This is a genomic window from Streptomyces sp. 11x1 (genome assembly GCF_032598905.1).
In the GTDB taxonomy this organism is placed as follows: Bacteria; Actinomycetota; Actinomycetes; order Streptomycetales; family Streptomycetaceae; genus Streptomyces.
Window position 1 is genome coordinate 4955283 of the sequence record NZ_CP122458.1, and the last position, 15420, is coordinate 4970702.

Annotated in this window: 13 protein-coding genes; 5 read left to right on the forward strand and 8 right to left on the reverse strand. The window is 71.8% G+C overall.

What is annotated here, in order from left to right:
• Positions 1-204 precede the first annotated feature (204 nt).
• Complete coding sequence (locus P8T65_RS21700) at positions 205-1146, reverse strand: LysR family transcriptional regulator (protein WP_316726954.1); 942 nt, start codon at positions 1144-1146, stop codon at positions 205-207.
• Between the two features lie 116 nt (positions 1147-1262).
• Here P8T65_RS21700 and P8T65_RS21705 point away from each other — a divergent pair, with 116 nt between their 5' ends.
• From P8T65_RS21705 to P8T65_RS21715, 3 genes are all read left to right on the forward strand, one after another.
• Positions 1263-2288, forward strand: a complete 1026-nt coding sequence (locus P8T65_RS21705; protein WP_316726955.1) for a helix-turn-helix domain-containing protein — start codon at positions 1263-1265, stop codon at positions 2286-2288.
• Between the two features lie 303 nt (positions 2289-2591).
• The gene (locus tag P8T65_RS21710) at positions 2592-3332 is read left to right on the forward strand and encodes a hypothetical protein (RefSeq protein ID WP_316726956.1); all 741 of its coding nucleotides are present in this window, start codon (positions 2592-2594) and stop codon (positions 3330-3332) included.
• A gap of 25 nt (positions 3333-3357) precedes the next feature.
• A complete protein-coding gene (locus tag P8T65_RS21715) occupies positions 3358-4449 on the forward strand; it encodes an IS630 family transposase (protein WP_316725954.1) in 1092 nt (363 codons plus the stop codon).
• Here the strand turns inward: P8T65_RS21715 and P8T65_RS21720 are convergent.
• From P8T65_RS21720 to P8T65_RS21730, 3 genes are all read right to left on the reverse strand, one after another.
• A complete protein-coding gene (locus P8T65_RS21720) occupies positions 4446-5537 on the reverse strand; it encodes an IS630 family transposase (RefSeq protein WP_316726304.1) in 1092 nt (363 codons plus the stop codon). The two genes, P8T65_RS21715 and P8T65_RS21720, sit on opposite strands and share 4 nt — an antisense overlap.
• Before the next feature lie 212 nt (positions 5538-5749).
• Positions 5750-6253 (reverse strand): MSMEG_6728 family protein, encoded by a 504-nt coding sequence (locus tag P8T65_RS21725; protein WP_316726957.1) that lies wholly within the window; start codon positions 6251-6253, stop codon positions 5750-5752.
• Between the two features lie 31 nt (positions 6254-6284).
• Entirely contained in the window at positions 6285-7568 is a 1284-nt protein-coding gene (locus tag P8T65_RS21730) for a CPBP family intramembrane glutamic endopeptidase (protein ID WP_316726958.1), read from the reverse strand.
• Between the two features lie 101 nt (positions 7569-7669).
• On the opposite strand from P8T65_RS21730, the gene P8T65_RS21735 reads away from it, so the two are divergent.
• Positions 7670-9835, forward strand: coding sequence for a histidine kinase (locus tag P8T65_RS21735; RefSeq protein ID WP_316726959.1), 2166 nt, complete (start codon positions 7670-7672; stop codon positions 9833-9835).
• A 32-nt stretch (positions 9836-9867) separates the two neighbouring features.
• Here P8T65_RS21735 and P8T65_RS21740 read toward each other — a convergent pair whose 3' ends face one another.
• The 3 genes from P8T65_RS21740 to P8T65_RS21750 all read right to left on the reverse strand — a co-directional run bounded on the left by P8T65_RS21740 (position 9868) and on the right by P8T65_RS21750 (position 12538).
• Positions 9868-10080 carry a DUF4287 domain-containing protein gene (locus P8T65_RS21740; RefSeq protein ID WP_217180088.1) on the reverse strand — a complete coding sequence of 71 codons (213 nt, stop codon included), beginning with the start codon at positions 10078-10080 and terminating at the stop codon, positions 9868-9870.
• Positions 10081-10260: 180 nt separating this feature from the next.
• Positions 10261-11349 carry a multiple monosaccharide ABC transporter substrate-binding protein gene (gene chvE / locus P8T65_RS21745; RefSeq protein WP_316731659.1) on the reverse strand — a complete coding sequence of 363 codons (1089 nt, stop codon included), beginning with the start codon at positions 11347-11349 and terminating at the stop codon, positions 10261-10263.
• A 472-nt stretch (positions 11350-11821) separates the two neighbouring features.
• Entirely contained in the window at positions 11822-12538 is a 717-nt protein-coding gene (locus P8T65_RS21750; protein ID WP_316726960.1) for a polysaccharide deacetylase family protein, read from the reverse strand.
• 253 nt (positions 12539-12791) lie between these two features.
• Here P8T65_RS21750 and P8T65_RS21755 point away from each other — a divergent pair, with 253 nt between their 5' ends.
• Positions 12792-14351 (forward strand): hypothetical protein, encoded by a 1560-nt coding sequence (locus tag P8T65_RS21755; protein ID WP_316726961.1) that lies wholly within the window; start codon positions 12792-12794, stop codon positions 14349-14351.
• A gap of 312 nt (positions 14352-14663) precedes the next feature.
• On the opposite strand, the gene P8T65_RS21760 is transcribed toward P8T65_RS21755, so the two are convergent.
• Positions 14664-15287 (reverse strand): hypothetical protein, encoded by a 624-nt coding sequence (locus tag P8T65_RS21760; protein ID WP_184905991.1) that lies wholly within the window; start codon positions 15285-15287, stop codon positions 14664-14666.
• Positions 15288-15420: the final 133 nt, after the last annotated feature.

Here is a 15420-nt window from a genome sequence, read left to right on the forward strand (position 1 = left end):
TCGACGGCGATGATCACACCCGTCTCGTCCGGTGCCCGGCCATGACAGCCGGTTCCCCCTCCGAACGCCTCAGCGGCCGGTCGAGCCGCTGCTTCAGCACATCGTGCGGCGGTAGCCGTCTCCACCGCCATGTTTTCGATGCTCGTCGAAAACATGGGTCCCCTTCCGGCCAAGTGGCCGGGAAGCCGCCGGGACGGGCCCTGATCAGCCCTGGCCGGGGTGCGCCTGGCGAAGGACGTGGTGGGCCGCCTCGCGCAGGGCGGTCACGGTCGGTTCGTCGCGGTGGTCGGGGAGCCAGGCGAGCTCGGCCGTCGACACACCCAGCTCGGGGCAGTGGACGTAGGTGACGCCGGTGCGCGGATAGAGGTGGCGGGCCGCGGAGGGCAGGAAGGCGATCGCCTGTTTCTGGGTGACGGCAAAAACCATGGCCTCGGTGTCCCTGATGACGGGGCCGTAGCGGACGGGCGTGCCGTCGGGGCGCGGGTTGACGGTGAGGTGGTCCCACCACGCGCGAGGCACTTCCGGGGGCATGTCGACCACCGTGCGGTCGGCGAGGTCGGCCAGGGTGACGGTCTCCCGGCCCGCGAGAGGGTCGTCGGCGGGCAGGCAGACCACCCGGGTCTCGGTGGCCAGACGCAGGGACTGTATCCCTCCGGGCAGGGGGCCGCGCAGGAACGCGGCGTCGACCTCCCCGGCGAGCAGGGCGCCGAACATGTCGACGAAGGTCAGGTTGCGGACCTCGATCTCCAGGTCGGGGTGGAGCTCGCGGAGGTGGGCGAGGACGGCGTGCGCGTGGGGCATGGCCGCTTCCGCGCCGAGGCTGCCGATCAGCAGACGTCCGCGCGCCGTTCCGGCATGGCAGTCCGCGGTCCGCCGTAATCGGGCCATGGCGTCGACCACCGCCCTCGCCTCCTCGGCGAGTGCCCGGCCGGCCGGCGTGAGCCGCGTGCCGCGGCCGCCGCGCGCGACGAGGGTGACGCCGAGCCGCTGTTCCAGCGACCTGATCTGCTGGCTGAACGCGGGCTGGGTGACGTAGACGCGTGCCGCGGCCCGTCCGAAGTGGAGTTCCTCGGCGAGAACGAGGAAGAGCCGGAGCTGGTGCAGGCTCGGTTCTCGCACCCCACCAGTGCCGCGACCAGGGCTCATGGAGAAAAGGCTATCGACGCGAATCCGATTCTCTTCTCATTCTCGACTTCTCCGTACGGATCATCTGGGTCACGATCACAGGAGTTGTTCCCGGGACACGAGCGGCGAGGAGCCATGTGCTTCGCATCCACTTCGGCTGGCGCGACCTGGAGAACGTACGTCTGGTTCAACAGCCTGATCCCCTCTGGGAGTTGATGTGTGCCGTCTGTCGTCTACAGACGGACGAGGGGCCGTTGGAGTTCGGGCACTGGCGCCAGCGGTCCACCCACCTGCTGGCGCGGGACAGCCGCGCCGACACCGCCCTGCGCACGCTGCGCACCCTCATTCCGGCCACCGGGTACATCCCCGACTTCCTGACGCCTCCGGTCACCGGTGAGAACCTGGACGCGGCGCTCGACAAGGTCCGCGCCACTCCCCGGGAACGGCTGGTGGCCGAACTCGCCCAGCTCGCCGCGTCGCGGCCGTTGCCGCTGCCGGCATGGGTGCGAGGCCCGCACGAACGGCACACCTCCACCCTGCTGATGACCGCCGACGCCCTGCGGGACTCCTTCCGGGTGCTGCTGGAACCGTACTGGCGGCAGGTGCGCTCGGCGGTGGGCGACGACGTCGCCGTGCGCGCCCGGGCCGCGCTCGGCGGAGGCACGGGGGCTCTCCTCGCGGGGCTGCACCCGTTCGCCCGGTGGAACCCTCCGTATCTGGACGTCGACTATCCCGTCGAGCGGGAACTGCGCCTGGAGGGACGCGGATTGACGCTCGTGCCGTCGTACTTCTGCTGGCGAAGGCCCACGGCGCTCGCCGACCCCGGCCTCGATCCGGTCCTCGTCTACCCGGTCGCGAAGCAGCCGTTCGACCACGCGCTCACCGGCGAGGAAGGGCTGGAACGGCTCCTGGGCCGGACGAGGAGCGCGGTCCTCGCCGAGGTGGCCGGGCACCGCACGCGCACCACGGCCGACGTGGCCCGGGCGCTCCACCTGGCACCGGCCAGTGCGAGCTATCAGATCGGGGTCCTGCGCGGGGCGGGGCTGATCGTCAGCCGCCGGGTCGGCAAACGGGTCGAGCACTCGGCGACACCGCTGGCCCATGGACTGCTGTCCGGCAGCGGGTCGCCCCTGCGGAGGGAACCGATGTTCCGCTCCGGGTAGGCGTCCGTCCGGGACCACGGGGAGACCCGGCGGGGCCCGGCGGGCCATGGGACGCGGCCGCACGCGGGGCCCGGCAGACCACGGGACAGGGCCACACACGGAGCCCGGCGCGCGTCGGGCGGCCCGTGCGGACGTCGGCCGACCACAGGACAGGGCCGCACGCGGGGCCCGGCAGACCACGGGACAGGGCCACACACGGAGCCCGGCGCGCGTCGGGCGGCCCGTGCGGACGTCGGCCGGCCGTCGCCCATGGCGGTGTGGGCGTGCTCCGGCGGTCGTCGGGGGGTGTGGTGGAGTGGCGGCATGAGCGACATCGAGACGATCACGGTGCCCGACCTGCTGCGGGGCTATCCCGGGGTGGCGTTCGGCGGGTACGTGGCGGGGGTGCTGGCCCGGCGGGCTGAGGCCGGGGCCGTGCGGGTGGACTTCCGGCGGCCGACGCCCGTCGAGGTGCCGGTGGGGCTCGCGCGGACCGCCGACGGCGGGGCCGTGCTGACCGGTGCGGACGGGGACCTCGCGGTGGCCGTGCCCCACGACGAGGACCTCGCGGCGACCGGCGTACCCGCACCGCCTTCCTGGGCGGAGGCGACCGCGGCGGCCGAGGCCTATCGCGCGGCGCCTCCGACGGGGTCCGTGGACTGCTTCGGATGCGGGCTCGACCGTACGCCCGACACCGGGCTCCGACTGCACTGCGGAGGCGTCGCCGGGCGGGAGTTGGTGGCCACCGCCTGGACACCCGGGGCCGCGCTCGCGGACGCCGACGGGATGCTGCCGGCGGAGTTGGTGTGGGGCGCGCTGGACTGCCCGGGGAACGCGGCGGGCCGGCTGCTCGGGACCATGCGCGAGGGCGCGGTGACCGCCTCGCTCGCCGCCCGGCTGCTGCGGCCGGTGCCGATCGCCTCGCGGCTGGTGTCGTACGCGTGGGTCGTCGCGGAGGAAGGCCGCAAGCACCGGGTGGGCGCCGCACTGGCCACGGCCGAGGGCGACCTCTGCGGCATTTCCTCGGCCCTGTGGGTGGCCCCCCGACAGGGCCTAGTGACCTGAGTCAGAGGTTCGTCGTTGGTTCGGTATGAGTCGTCCTGGCCCGAAGATCCCGCCGTTGTCGTTGACCGATGCCCAGCGTGAGGTGCTTGAGGGGTGGGTGCGTCGCCGGTCGACCGCGCAAGCTCTGGCTCAGCGATCCCGGATCGTGCTGGAGTGCGCCGAGGGGCACTCGATCATGGAGGTGTCACGACGGCTGAAGGCCGCTCCGGACACGGTCCGCACCTGGCGAAGGCGGTTCCTTGACCACGGCCTGGACGGCCTGTGCGACGAGCCGAGGCCCGGTGTCCCGAGGAAGATCACCGATGCCGATGTCGAGCGGGTGATCGTCAAGACCCTGGAGGAGAAGCCGGCCAACGCCACCCACTGGTCAACCCGGTCGATGGCCGCGGCCACCGGCATGTCGCAGTCGGCGATCTCGCGGATCTGGCGGGCGTTCGCCTTGGCCCCGCACCGCTCGCAGACGTTCAAGCTCTCCACGGATCCGCTGTTCATCGACAAGGTCCGCGACGTGGTGGGCCTGTATCTCGACCCGCCGGAGAAGGCACTGGTGCTGTGCGTGGACGAGAAATCCCAGATCCAGGCCCTGGACCGCTCACAGCCGGTGCTGCCGATGATGCCCGGGGTGCCCGAACGCCGCAGCCACGACTACGTCCGCGCCGGCACCACCACGCTCTTTGCGGCACTGGAGGTGGCAACCGGCAAGGTGATCGGTTCACTGCACCGCCGGCACCGGGCCGCAGAGTTCAAGAAGTTCCTGGCCAAACTCGACAAGGAGGTGCCTGCGGACCTCGAGGTGCATCTGATCCTGGACAACTACGCCACCCACAAGACACCCGCGATCAAGAAGTGGCTGGTGGCACACCCCCGTTTCCGTCTGCACTTCACGCCCACCGGCTCATCGTGGCTGAACCTGGTGGAGCGATGGTTCGGCGAGCTGACAGCGAAGAAGCTCCGCCGCGGTGTCCACCGCTCGGTCCAGGCACTCGAGCGCGACATCCGGTCCTGGATTGCCGGTTGGAACGACAACCCCCGCCCCTTCGTCTGGACGAAGACCGCCGACGAGATCCTCGACAAAGTCGCCACCTACTGCCAGAGAATCTCTGACTCAGGTCACTAGTGTCCTGAGTCTTTGATTCGGTTCAGATATCCGGTGAGGCGTTCGAAGATCTCGTCAGCGGTCTTCGTCCAGACGAAGGGCTTGGGGTTGTCGTTCCAGTCGGCGATCCAGGTCCGGATGTCCTTCTCCAGGGCTTGGACGTTCCTGTGGACGCCACGCCGTATCTGCTTGTCCGTCAGCAGGGCGAACCAGCGCTCCACTTGGTTGAGCCAGGAGGCGCTGGTCGGGGTGAAGTGCATGTGGAACCGCGGATGGGCCAGCAGCCACTTCTGGATCGCGGGCGTCTTGTGGGTGGCGTAGTTGTCGCAGATCAGGTGGACGTCGAGATGGTCGGGGACCTCCTTGTCCAGCTTGGCCAGGAACTTCTTGAACTCCACCGCGCGGTGCCGGCGGTGGAGCGAGCTGATGACCTCGCCGGTGGCCGCGTTCAGGGCGGCGAACAGGGTCGTCACGCCGCCGCGCAGGTAGTCGTGGGTGCGGCGCTCGGGCATGCCCGGCATCATCGGCAGCACCGGTGCCGACCGGTCCAGTGCCTGGATCTGCGACTTCTCGTCCACACAGAGGACGATGGCCCGCTCGGGCGGGTCCAGGTACAGGCCGACGACGTCGCGGACCTTCTCGATGAACTGCGGGTCCTTGGACAGCTTGAAGGTGTCCACCAGATGCGGTTTGAGGCCGAAGGTCCGCCAGATCCGCGAGATGGTGGACTGGCTCAGGCCGCTGGCCGCGGCCATTCCCCGCGTCGACCAGTGCGTGGCGTTCTTCGGGGTGGTCTCCAGGGTCCGCACGACCACCTCCTCGACCTTTTCGTCGCTCACCGTGCGGGGCGGGCCGGGCCGCGGCTCGTCGGACAGGCCCTGGAGCCGGTCGGCCGCGAACCGCCTGCGCCACTTGGCCACCGTGACCGGGTGGACCCCAAGCTCCGCTCCCACCACGGTGTTCGAACCGCCCTCAGCACACGCAAGCACGATCCGGCACCGCAACGCCAGAGCCTGCGAGGACGTTGCTCGCCGCGACCAGCGCAGCAGCGTCTCTCGCTCCTCATCCGTCAGGACCACTTCGACCGTCGGCCGACCCATACGCGCCATGAGCCCAGCCTACTTCTTTAGCGAAATAAAGACTCAGGACACTAGAAGCGTCCTGAAGATCTCGAAAATGCGCCCGGCTTGCCCTACTTGATGGCGATTGACATTTACCGGCAATCCAGGGCGAGTCGGGCGGCCAGAGCAAGATCTTCAGCGGTCTCCTAGCGCCGCGCCCGCCCGGCGGGTTTGCTCCGACGCCCGCCACATCAGCCCCCCTACGCGGCGGCGCCGGGACTCCCATCGGAGGGCGGTGGGTGCTCGCGGTCCGAGGCCGGCCAGACGTACGGCAGATCGTCCGGCTCGTCGGGGAAGGCCGGGGCGTAGAGGTCCGGGGCTTTGCGCAGCAGCGCCGAGCGGTGGCTGCGGTGGAAGGCGTCGTCGCCGAGCCAGGGCGGGAGCTCCCCGGCGGCGGCCAGTCGTCGCTGGTCGCGGGTCCGTGCGCCGGGGCGGAACGCGGTGAAGTCGGCGACCAGGGTGGCCGCGCAGCTGTCCTGGTGGCCCTGCTCGCTCCACACCTCGCAGACCTCCAGGCCGTAGCGGACCAGCGCCTCCTCGTACCCCGCCCACATGCGGACGGCCGGATGCCGGCGCCACCCGTACCCCGGCACGATGAGGCCGCGCAGGACCTGCAGCGCCTCGACCCGCTGTTTGCCGAGCCGGCGCCGGTCCAGGACCAGCGCCGAGGCCCGGAAGTCGGGATAGGGGAGGAAGGTCTGCATGCCGTCGCCCCTCACTGCCGATCGGAGACGCTCACGGGGTTCGCTCGGGCGCGGTCTTCGCGCCCGGCACCGGGTACCCGCCCTCGGCGCCGTGAAGACCGTGAGCGGGGTGAGGGCCGTGGGCCGGGTGAGAACCATGGGCCGGGTGAGGACCGTGAGTGGGGTGGGGACCGTGACCGTTGGTGGAGTGCGGAGCATGGGTCGTGATGCCTCGGCGGCGGGCCAGGTACAGGACGACGGCCGCGTAGAGGACGACCAGCGGGACGTCGACGGCCAGCATCAGCCCGCCCATGTCGGCGGCCGTCTCGTCCGTCGCGAGGCCCCCGGCGAGCGCGGCCATGAAACCCATGGCGAGGAGGTTGTTGAGGACGTGCAGGGCGATCGCCGCTTCGAGGCCGCCCGTGCGGACGGTCAGCAGGCCCGCGACGAGGCCGAACACCACCAGGTCGACGAAGCCCCAGGGTGTGCCCCAGCCGTGCGCGGCGGCGAAGAGCACCGCCTGGGGTGCGACCGCGATCCACGGTGAGCGGAACCAGGTTCCGACCGCCTGGGTCAGCCAGCCACGGAACACGTACTCCTCGGCCGCCGCCTGGAACGGGACGAGCAGGCAGACGGTCGCGAGGCCGAGCAGGAACGGGGACAGCCCGGCCCAGGTCATCTCCTGACCACCGCCCTCGGGGTCGGGCAGGAGCAGGGATATGCCCAGGATGGCGGCGGACACGGGGAGCGCGACCGCGAGGCACAGCCAGAGCCAGCGCCACCGCAGGGCGCCCGTCACCGACGAGACCGTGCCGACCGGGCGGCGCTGGGTCCACCGGGCGGCCAGCAGCACCACGGGGATGCACAGGGCGAGGGAGAGCAGGGCCAGGGCGGTGTCGCCGGTCCCGCCCCAGAGGACGTTGCCGTCGCCGTCGCGGGGACGGTCGAGGACCGCGCCGGCGATCTCGGAACCGGCGAACACGGCGAAGGCGGCGAGGACCGCACCACAGAGCACGACAAGGGTCCCCAGCAAGGGCCGCCACCACCCACGCACACCGGCCGCCAAGGCCATCCGGTGGTAGGGGAGGGGCGGGCCGGGGGGCGCGGGGACCGGGGGCGGATACCAGGGCAGGGTGTGATGGGGGTTGAGGTGGGAGTCGGGGTTGGGGTGGGGGTACGGGTGGAGGTACGGGTGGGGGTTGCCGTGCGGCGACGCGGTCCCGGGCGCGGTCGAACTCCCGCCCGCGGCCGGACTGCCGTACACCGGCACAGTGCCCTCCCCGGTGGGCAGTTGTCGCGGATCGTCGTCGTTGTCGAAGGTGTGCCTCGTCGCCATACACAGAAGCATCCCCGGCGGCGGTCGGCTCCACGTCGGCCGTGGGCAGGACCCCCGCCTCCAACCTGGGATAGGCACCACCCCGCCAGCGAGCCGAAAGTATGATCGACCGCATCATGGGGCACCTACGGAACTGGCTGCTGCCCGCACTGCTGGCGGTCGCGCAGCTGTCCGCCTGGCCGGGGCTCGCACTCGCGCGCGGCGAGACGGTGGAGGCGGTGCCGCTGGCCGTCGGCCCGGCCGTGACCGTGGCGGCCACCGCCGTTCTGGGGGTACGCCGGCGCTTCCCCGTCGCCGCCGCGCTCACCATCGAAGCCCTGCTGACCGCCGGGCTCGCCCTACCGGACCGCGCACTGATCGCCGCCGCCGTGGCAGGCGTGATCGCGCTGTACTCGGTGGCCGTACGGCGCCCGGCCCGCACCGCCGTCCTCGTCGCGTCCGCACTGGTCGCCTCGGGAACGGTCAGGGCCCTGCTGCTGTACGACTCCCCGGTGGACGTGGGCGGCGAGGCGCTGGCCAGTGTCGTGGTCTACGCGGGAACGGTGGGCGCCGGCCGCAGCCGCCGCCGCTGGCTCGCCGGACGGCGGGCCGCCGAACGGGAACTGGCGCGGGCCGAGGCCGTACGCGTCACCGCGGCCACCACGGAACGCCACCGGCTCGCCCGTGAACTGCACGACGTCAGCGCGCACCACCTCACCTCCGTCGTGGTCACCGCGAACGCCGCCCGTCACGTCGGCGACCGCAACCCGCAACTGACCGCCGACGCCCTGCGGTTGGCGGCGGAGGCCGGGCGCGAGACCGTCGCCGCGCTGAACCGGCTCGTCACGGTGATGCGGACCTCGGCGGCCGACGAGGAGAGCCCCCTCGCGGAGCGCGTCGCCGAACTCGTGGCGGGATGCGTGCGCCTGGGCCAGCGCGTCGACGTGAGCATCGCCCCCGGCGCGGCCGACCTGACGGGGCCGCCCGCCGAGGCCGCCTTCGGCATCGCCCGCGAGGCCCTCACCAACACGCTGCGCTACGCCCCCGGCGCGACGGTACGCGTGGTGATCCGCGACGACGCCGGAACACTGGACGTCCTGGTGGAGGACGACGGCACACCCCCACCACCGACCGACACCCCACCGACAGACGCGTCAGTGACCGATACACCACCGGCAGACGCACCAACGACCGATACCCCACCGACCCTCACCACTCCGACGACTTCCGCCCCGGCGACACCTCCCGGCACGACCGCGGCCTCCACCGCCACCGCCGCACCCACCACCCCCATCGGCACCCCCACTCCCATCGGCACCCCCGGCGTGGCCGCCGCAGCGGCGCGAGGGCTGGGAGCCGGACGCGGCACCGCCGGGATGCGGGACCGGGCCGTCGGTCTCGGCGGGACCCTCGTGGCGGGACCCCGCGCGGACGCTCCGGGGTGGTCGGTGCGGGCCCGGCTGCCGCGTCCCCCGACCGGCGCGGGCGTCAACTCGATTCTGCCGCGCTGGAGTTGGACCGACGCGGCGACCGTAGTGGCCCTCGCGGCGCTGCCCGTCGTCGCCGTCCTCATCGAGCGGCCCGCCGCCACCGCCATGGCCTGCCTGCCCGCCGTCCTCCATGCGCTGCCTCTGCTGTGGCGGCGCCGGGCCCCGTGGACCGTTCTTCTCCTCGTGCTGGCCGCCGCCTGGATCCCGGCGGCCTGCCTCGCGCTCGGGCTGCTGCCGGCGGACGTGGCCTGGGCGCTGACCGTGGCGGGGGTCTGCGCGGACTGTGTCGCCCTGCACGCGGTCGCGGCCTTCGCGGGACCCCCCGGCCGCACCTGGCCGGCGATCGGACCGGTGGCCACCGGTCTCGCGACGACGACGGTCGCGCTGGACGCGCTGGACGGCTTCGACACGGCCGGGGCGGACGGCCTCGGGCTCTGGTTCGGCGTCTTCCTCGCCGTCGTCCTCACGGTGCCCCTGGCCCTGCTGGCGGCCGGCGTCTGGGGCTCGGGCGTGTTCGTCCGCAGGCGGCGCGAGCGCGTCACCCGGCGCGAGGACAGCGCGTTGACGGCGGTGGTGTGGTCCGCCGTCGCCGAGGCGCACGAGGAGCGGCAGCGGATCGCCGCCGAGTTGCGTCAGGCCGTGCTCCACCACGCGCACGAGGTGGTGGCACACGCCGAACGCGACGACCTCGACGGCGCCGCGCGGCAGGCCAGAGCCGGCCTCGCCGCCATGCGCGAACTCCTGGCCGTCCTGAAAGGGACGACCGGCCCCGCCCTGAGAGGGACGACCGGTCCCTGAAGGGAACGCGGTGTCAGGGGCTCCCGGTCTACTCAGCCCTCCGCCCGCTCGGCGAGCGTGTGGGCCACGAGCGCGTTGGCGTGGCCGTGCCCGAGACCGTGCTCGCTCTTGAGCCAGGCGACGAGTTCCATGTGCCTGGTCAGCGGCGAGGACCGGATCAGGTCCTTCCACTCCGCGATCGGACGGCCGTACTTCTTCTCGATCGAGGGAAAGTAGCTCGCGGGGCCCTTCACGGGTGCGGTCATGGCGGTCGTGTCCTCTCCTGTCCTGCGGGTCTTCGCAGGTGATGTGTGATGTGTCCTGCGGTCGTCGTAGGTCATGACCGGCGGGGACAGGAGAAGTCATCGACGCCCGGAAGTGACCCGGCCCACACCGGATCACGCCCGGTCCGGATCACGCCCGGCCCACATCACTCCCGGTCCGGATCACTTCAGGTCTTCGGCCGTGTAGTAGTCGCTGCCGAGCAGGACGTACTCGTAGTTGGACTTGTCGACGCTGATCGGCTGGAGCAGATACGCGGGCACGGCCTTGACGCCGTTCTTGTAGGCACGCCGGTTGTTGAGCTCCGGTGTCTCGCCCCTGAGGATGTCGTCGGCCATCTTCGCCGCGACCTCGGCGAGTTGGCGGAGGTCCTTGTAGATGGTCTGCGACTGCTCGCCCGCGACGATCGACCTCACCGAGGCCAGTTCGGCGTCCTGGCCGGTGATGACGGGGACGGGGGTGCCGGCGGTGCCGTAGCCGTCCGCCTTCAGGGCGTTCAGGACGCCGATGGAGATGCCGTCGTACGGCGAGAGCACCGCGTCGACCTTCTCGGTCCCGTACGACGCGGCGAGCAGCTTGGTCATGCGCTTCTGCGCGGTCGGCCCGTCCCAGCGCAGCGTGGTGATCCGCTCCAGCTCGGTCTGGCCGGACCGGACCACCAACTGCTTGTTGTCCAGGTACGGCTGGAGGAGGTGCATCGCGCCGTCGTAGAAGTACTTGGTGTTGTTGTCGTCGGGGGAACCGGCGAACAGCTCGATGTTGAACGGGCCCTTGCCCTCGTCGAGGCCGAGCTTGTCGATGATGTGCCGGGCCTGGAGCCGGCCGACCTGCTCGTTGTCGAAGGAGACGTAGTAGTCGACGTCCTTGGTGCCGAGGATGAGCCGGTCGTAGGAGATCACCGGGATCTCCGCGGCGGCGGCCTTCTTGAGCACATCGCCCAGGGACTTGTTGTCGATGGCCGCGATGATGAGGGCGTCGACGCGCTGCTCGACCAGTTTCTCGATCTGCGACACCTGGGCCTTCGGGTCGTCGTCCCCGTAGACCAGTTTGGTCTTGTACCCCTTGCCCTCCAGGTCCTCCACGACGCTCTTGCCGTCGGTGAGCCAGCGCTCGGAGGCCCGGGTCGGCATGGCGATACCGATCGTGCCGCCCCCGGAAGCGGCCTCGCCGGCCTCGCCGCCGCAGGCGGACACGGTGAGAGCGAGGGAGGTCGCTCCGGCGAGGGCTGCGAGGACGGCTCTTCGGTTACGCATGATGGTCATTTCCCGTTCTGGTCGTCGTGGGGGGCAGGGTGACGGCGCGACGGACGACCACGGGAGGGCGGCGGAGCCGATCGGGTGGCCCCGGGGAACATCCGCTCCACGGCCGGGCGGACCATCCGCTCCACGGCCGGGCGGACCAGGGGAGGCCGGCCGGGTCGTCGGAGGTTCGCCACACAGCGGCTGTTCCGAACCCGCTGCCGGAGCGCGCCGCCGCACGGGTCGGGCCGCGTCTCGCCGCTCCGACCACGTGGGTGCTGCTTCTTCCGGTGATACGCGGGCACGTGCCTTTCAACCGTTCGAAATCTCGTCACATGGCCGGAATGCTGGCGAGACATTAGGAGGGGATGGGCAGGGTGTCAACGGAACGAACACGAATGGTTGCAGAGGCGTGTGGGGTGGGTGGGACGGTTGGGGCGCACCCACCCAAACTGCGGTTCTGCGGCCGTGCCCGTGGATGCGCCGGTCAGGGGCGGTAGGCCGCGCGGTTGTGGTAAGCGACCTTGCCGGCGGGGAGCTTGGTGGGGGCGAAGAGCTGGTCGACCGTGACGAAGTGGAAGCCGCGGGCCTTGAGGGCCTTGATGATGCCGGGCACCGCGTCGACCGTCGTCCGGTGGATGTCGTGCATGAGGACGATGTCGCCGGGCCGGGTCTCGGCGTTGACGTACTTCACGAGCCGGGCCGTGTCCTTGTACTTCCAGTCGAGGGTGTCGACGCTCCAGTGCACCAGCGGGCGCCCGGCGGCCGAACGCACGGTCGCGTTGTGGGCGCCGTAGGGGGCGCGGAAGGTGGTGGGCTTCTTGCCGGTCGCCTGCTTGATCGCCGTGTCCGTGCGGGAGAGCTGCGACTTGACCTTCGCGGCGCTGAGCTTGGTCAGGTTCGCGTGGTCCCAGCTGTGGTTGCCTATCTGGTGACCGGCCTGCGCCGCGGCGCGCACCGTCGCCGGGTTCTTCTGGACGTTGGTGCCGACGGCGTAGAACGTCGCTCTGACGTCACGGTCGTTGAGGATGCCCAGCAGCCGCTGGGTGTCCTTGACCGGCCCGTCGTCGAAGGTCAGGGCGACGCACTTCACCTTGCGGCAGTCGACGGCCTGAGGCGCGGCGGAGGCGGACGTGGCGGTGCCGACGAGCGTGGTGGCACCGAGGGCGGTGGTGACGGCCGAGATGACGAGGCGACGGTGCATCGGGTCCTCCGGTGACGGTGAGCTTCCCTGGAATGTCCCTGAACTTCCCTTGCGGGCAACGGACTTCCTTGTAAGACGCATACGGCACGGCCTTGGATGTACGCGAAGGGCAGCACGATTCGGAGGGGTTCGCACCGGTTCGGGGCGCGCCTCGGACTTTCTCGGCGACCACCCCTCAGATCTCGTCAACTCCCTTTGTTTGCAAGGCCATTGGGAGGGGATGACCCGTTTGGGGCGGGGCTGGGGAGGGTGCATGAAGTGGCGTCGTCGGCCGAAGTCCGGTGCCTCCGCGGGCGGTGCGCAGCCGGGGCCGGACCCCACGCGGGACGCCGGAGAGACGGGCGAGGACGCCGACGCGGGTCTCAGACGACGCGTGGGCGAGCTGTTCACCGAGGCTCAGGTGCTGATGCTCAACGGGCGGCCCGGCGAGGGCGTGCCGTTGCAGCAGGAGGCCCGGCGGCTGATGTACGACCTGATCGAGCGGAACCCGGCCGACCGCGCGGCCAAGGAGATGCTCGGCAGTGTGCTGTACGGCCTGGGATCCACGCTGACCAGCGCGAACGAACCAGGACAGGCCCTCGACGCCCTCACGGAGTGCGCGGCCCTCTACGAGGAACTCGCCCAGCAGCCGGCCGGAGGTGGCGGGAACGCCGCGTCCGACGGGCGCGCCGCGTCCGCCATGGTTCCGCTCCTCGCCGACGTCCACGCGCGCAAGGCGCACGCGCTCAGCGTGCTGGGGCACGGGGCGTCCGCCCTCGTCGAGTCGGACGAGGCGGTCATGTCGTATCTGGGCCTCGGTGCCGACGCCACCGACAGCCCCCACCATCTCGACCTCGCCCGCGTGCTGAGCCTGAACGCGGGCGTGCTGTACAACTTCGGCGACCGGGACCTCGCCGTCTGCTCGGCCGACTGGGCCGTCCGGTACTACCTGGCCAAGGGCGAGTCGATCAACAGCGGCTCCCTCGCCGAGGCCGTCATGCACGGGCAGTATCTACGGGAGGCCGCCGGCATCGCGGCCCGGATCCACACCGAGCAGGGCAGGCTCTCGATCGCCGTCGGAGCCGGTGCGGCCCAGGTGCAGACCGCACGGGCCCTGGCCCAGTCGGACAGCCCGAACGACCGCGCCCATCTGGCCTCCGCCCTCACCCGCCACGGCCTCGATCTGCGGGTCGCGGGCCGTACGGCCGAGGGCAACGAGCTCATCCGGGAGGCCCGGGGCATCGATCCCGCCGCAGAGGCCGACGCCACCCGGGAGTGGCAGTCGCTGACCGGCCGGAGTCCGGAGCGCGGCGGCAGGCGCACGATCGCGTCGTACTCGGCAGCGCTCGCCGCCGCGAGCCGGGTCCTCGGGGAGGACGCGGTGCCGGCGGTCCTGCGCGACCTCGCGTTCGACCCGTCGGCCGGGGCCACGACCGTGACGCCGTCCCTGCGCTGCGAGCCGCAGACCGCCCCCGTCCTGGCGACCCTGTTCGCCGAGGCCGCCCTCGGTCTGCTGCGCGCCCCGGGCTCCGACAGCGCGGGCGCGGCCGGTGTCCTAGGACTCCAGGCGCACTGCCTGTTCGCCTCGGCCTCCCGGGTCCAGGCCACGCTGATGCGCTCCCGGTTCCACGAGTTCGGCAGCACCTGGGCGCGGCTGCTGCTCGCCCTGATCGCCGCGTGCGAGGCCGACCCCGCGGATGCGGCGCTCGCGGAGGATTTGACGGGCTGGCTGGGCGGCGTCGCGCTGCGGCTCCAGCCGTTCACCCTGATCGACGGGGTGACTGAACGGCTGGTCGAGGAGTGCACCGCCCTCATCGACCGCCGGGGCACCTGAGAGCCGTACGGCGTGCCGAGCCGACGGGACCGGGCCACGGCGCCCGCCACTGGCACCGGCACCGGCACCCGCACCCGCACCCGCACCCGACAGATGCACGCAGGGCCGGACAGCCGACAGACACACGCAGGCCCGGCCCCGACGGATACACGCAGGCCCGGGGAGCAGGTGCACGGGGTGTGAGAGCACCTGACGGCATCGCTGCCTGACGCGTAGGAGTCAGGCGGAGCCCAGCTGACCCTGCGGTCGGGGCCGTCCTTCCGCCCCCCTCCGGCGGGAGGACGGCCCCGGCGCTTCCCTGTGCCCGCCCGGTCAGTACAGCTTGTTGACGGCCGTGGTCGTGGTCTTCTTGAAGGCGGCCACGGGCGCGTCGGTGAAGTCGCCCATCTGCCCCCACTGGACGACGGTGACGGTGTTGCCGTCCCGCCCGACCGACATCAGGGCGACGTCGGTGGCGCCCCAGGACGTCTCGGTGTTCACGCCGCGGACGCGCGCGCCCTCCTCGACCGGCAGCGTGCCGAAGTCCCGGCCCTCGGCGTCGATGTCGGGCGAGCCCGCTTCCAGGCGGTCGGCGCAGGTGCGGAACAGGTCGTCGTAGTGCTTCGCCAGGCCCTTGGCCAGAGCGGGTGTGCTCGCCACGACGGTCAGCTGCACGGCGCCGGTGTCCACGTCGGTCCGGAACTCCCGGTGCCGGTAGTCGTAGTCGGGCACGTTCTCCGTGTGGAAGCAGAGGTCGAGCGCCGCCGGGACCCCCTCGGCGACCGGCCCGGCGGTCCAGGACGACGACGGGTGCGGCGGCAGCTGGGACGCCGACAGGAACTTGGGCGCGGCGGCCTTCGTGGCGGCCCCGGCGGCCGGCGCCGTCAGCACCGAGCCCGCCGCGAGGGCGACGACGGCGAGGGCGGTGAGAGCGCTCGTACGGATGCGCAAGGACATGGGTGTTCCCCCGTGAATGAGTGAGTGATGCCTGGGCTGAACGCCCCGAAGAGACCGGCTGGTCGGCCCGGCCCTGCTCGGTGCGGCACCAAGAGCATCGGCGCCCCCGGCAACCGAACGCAACAGCCACCGC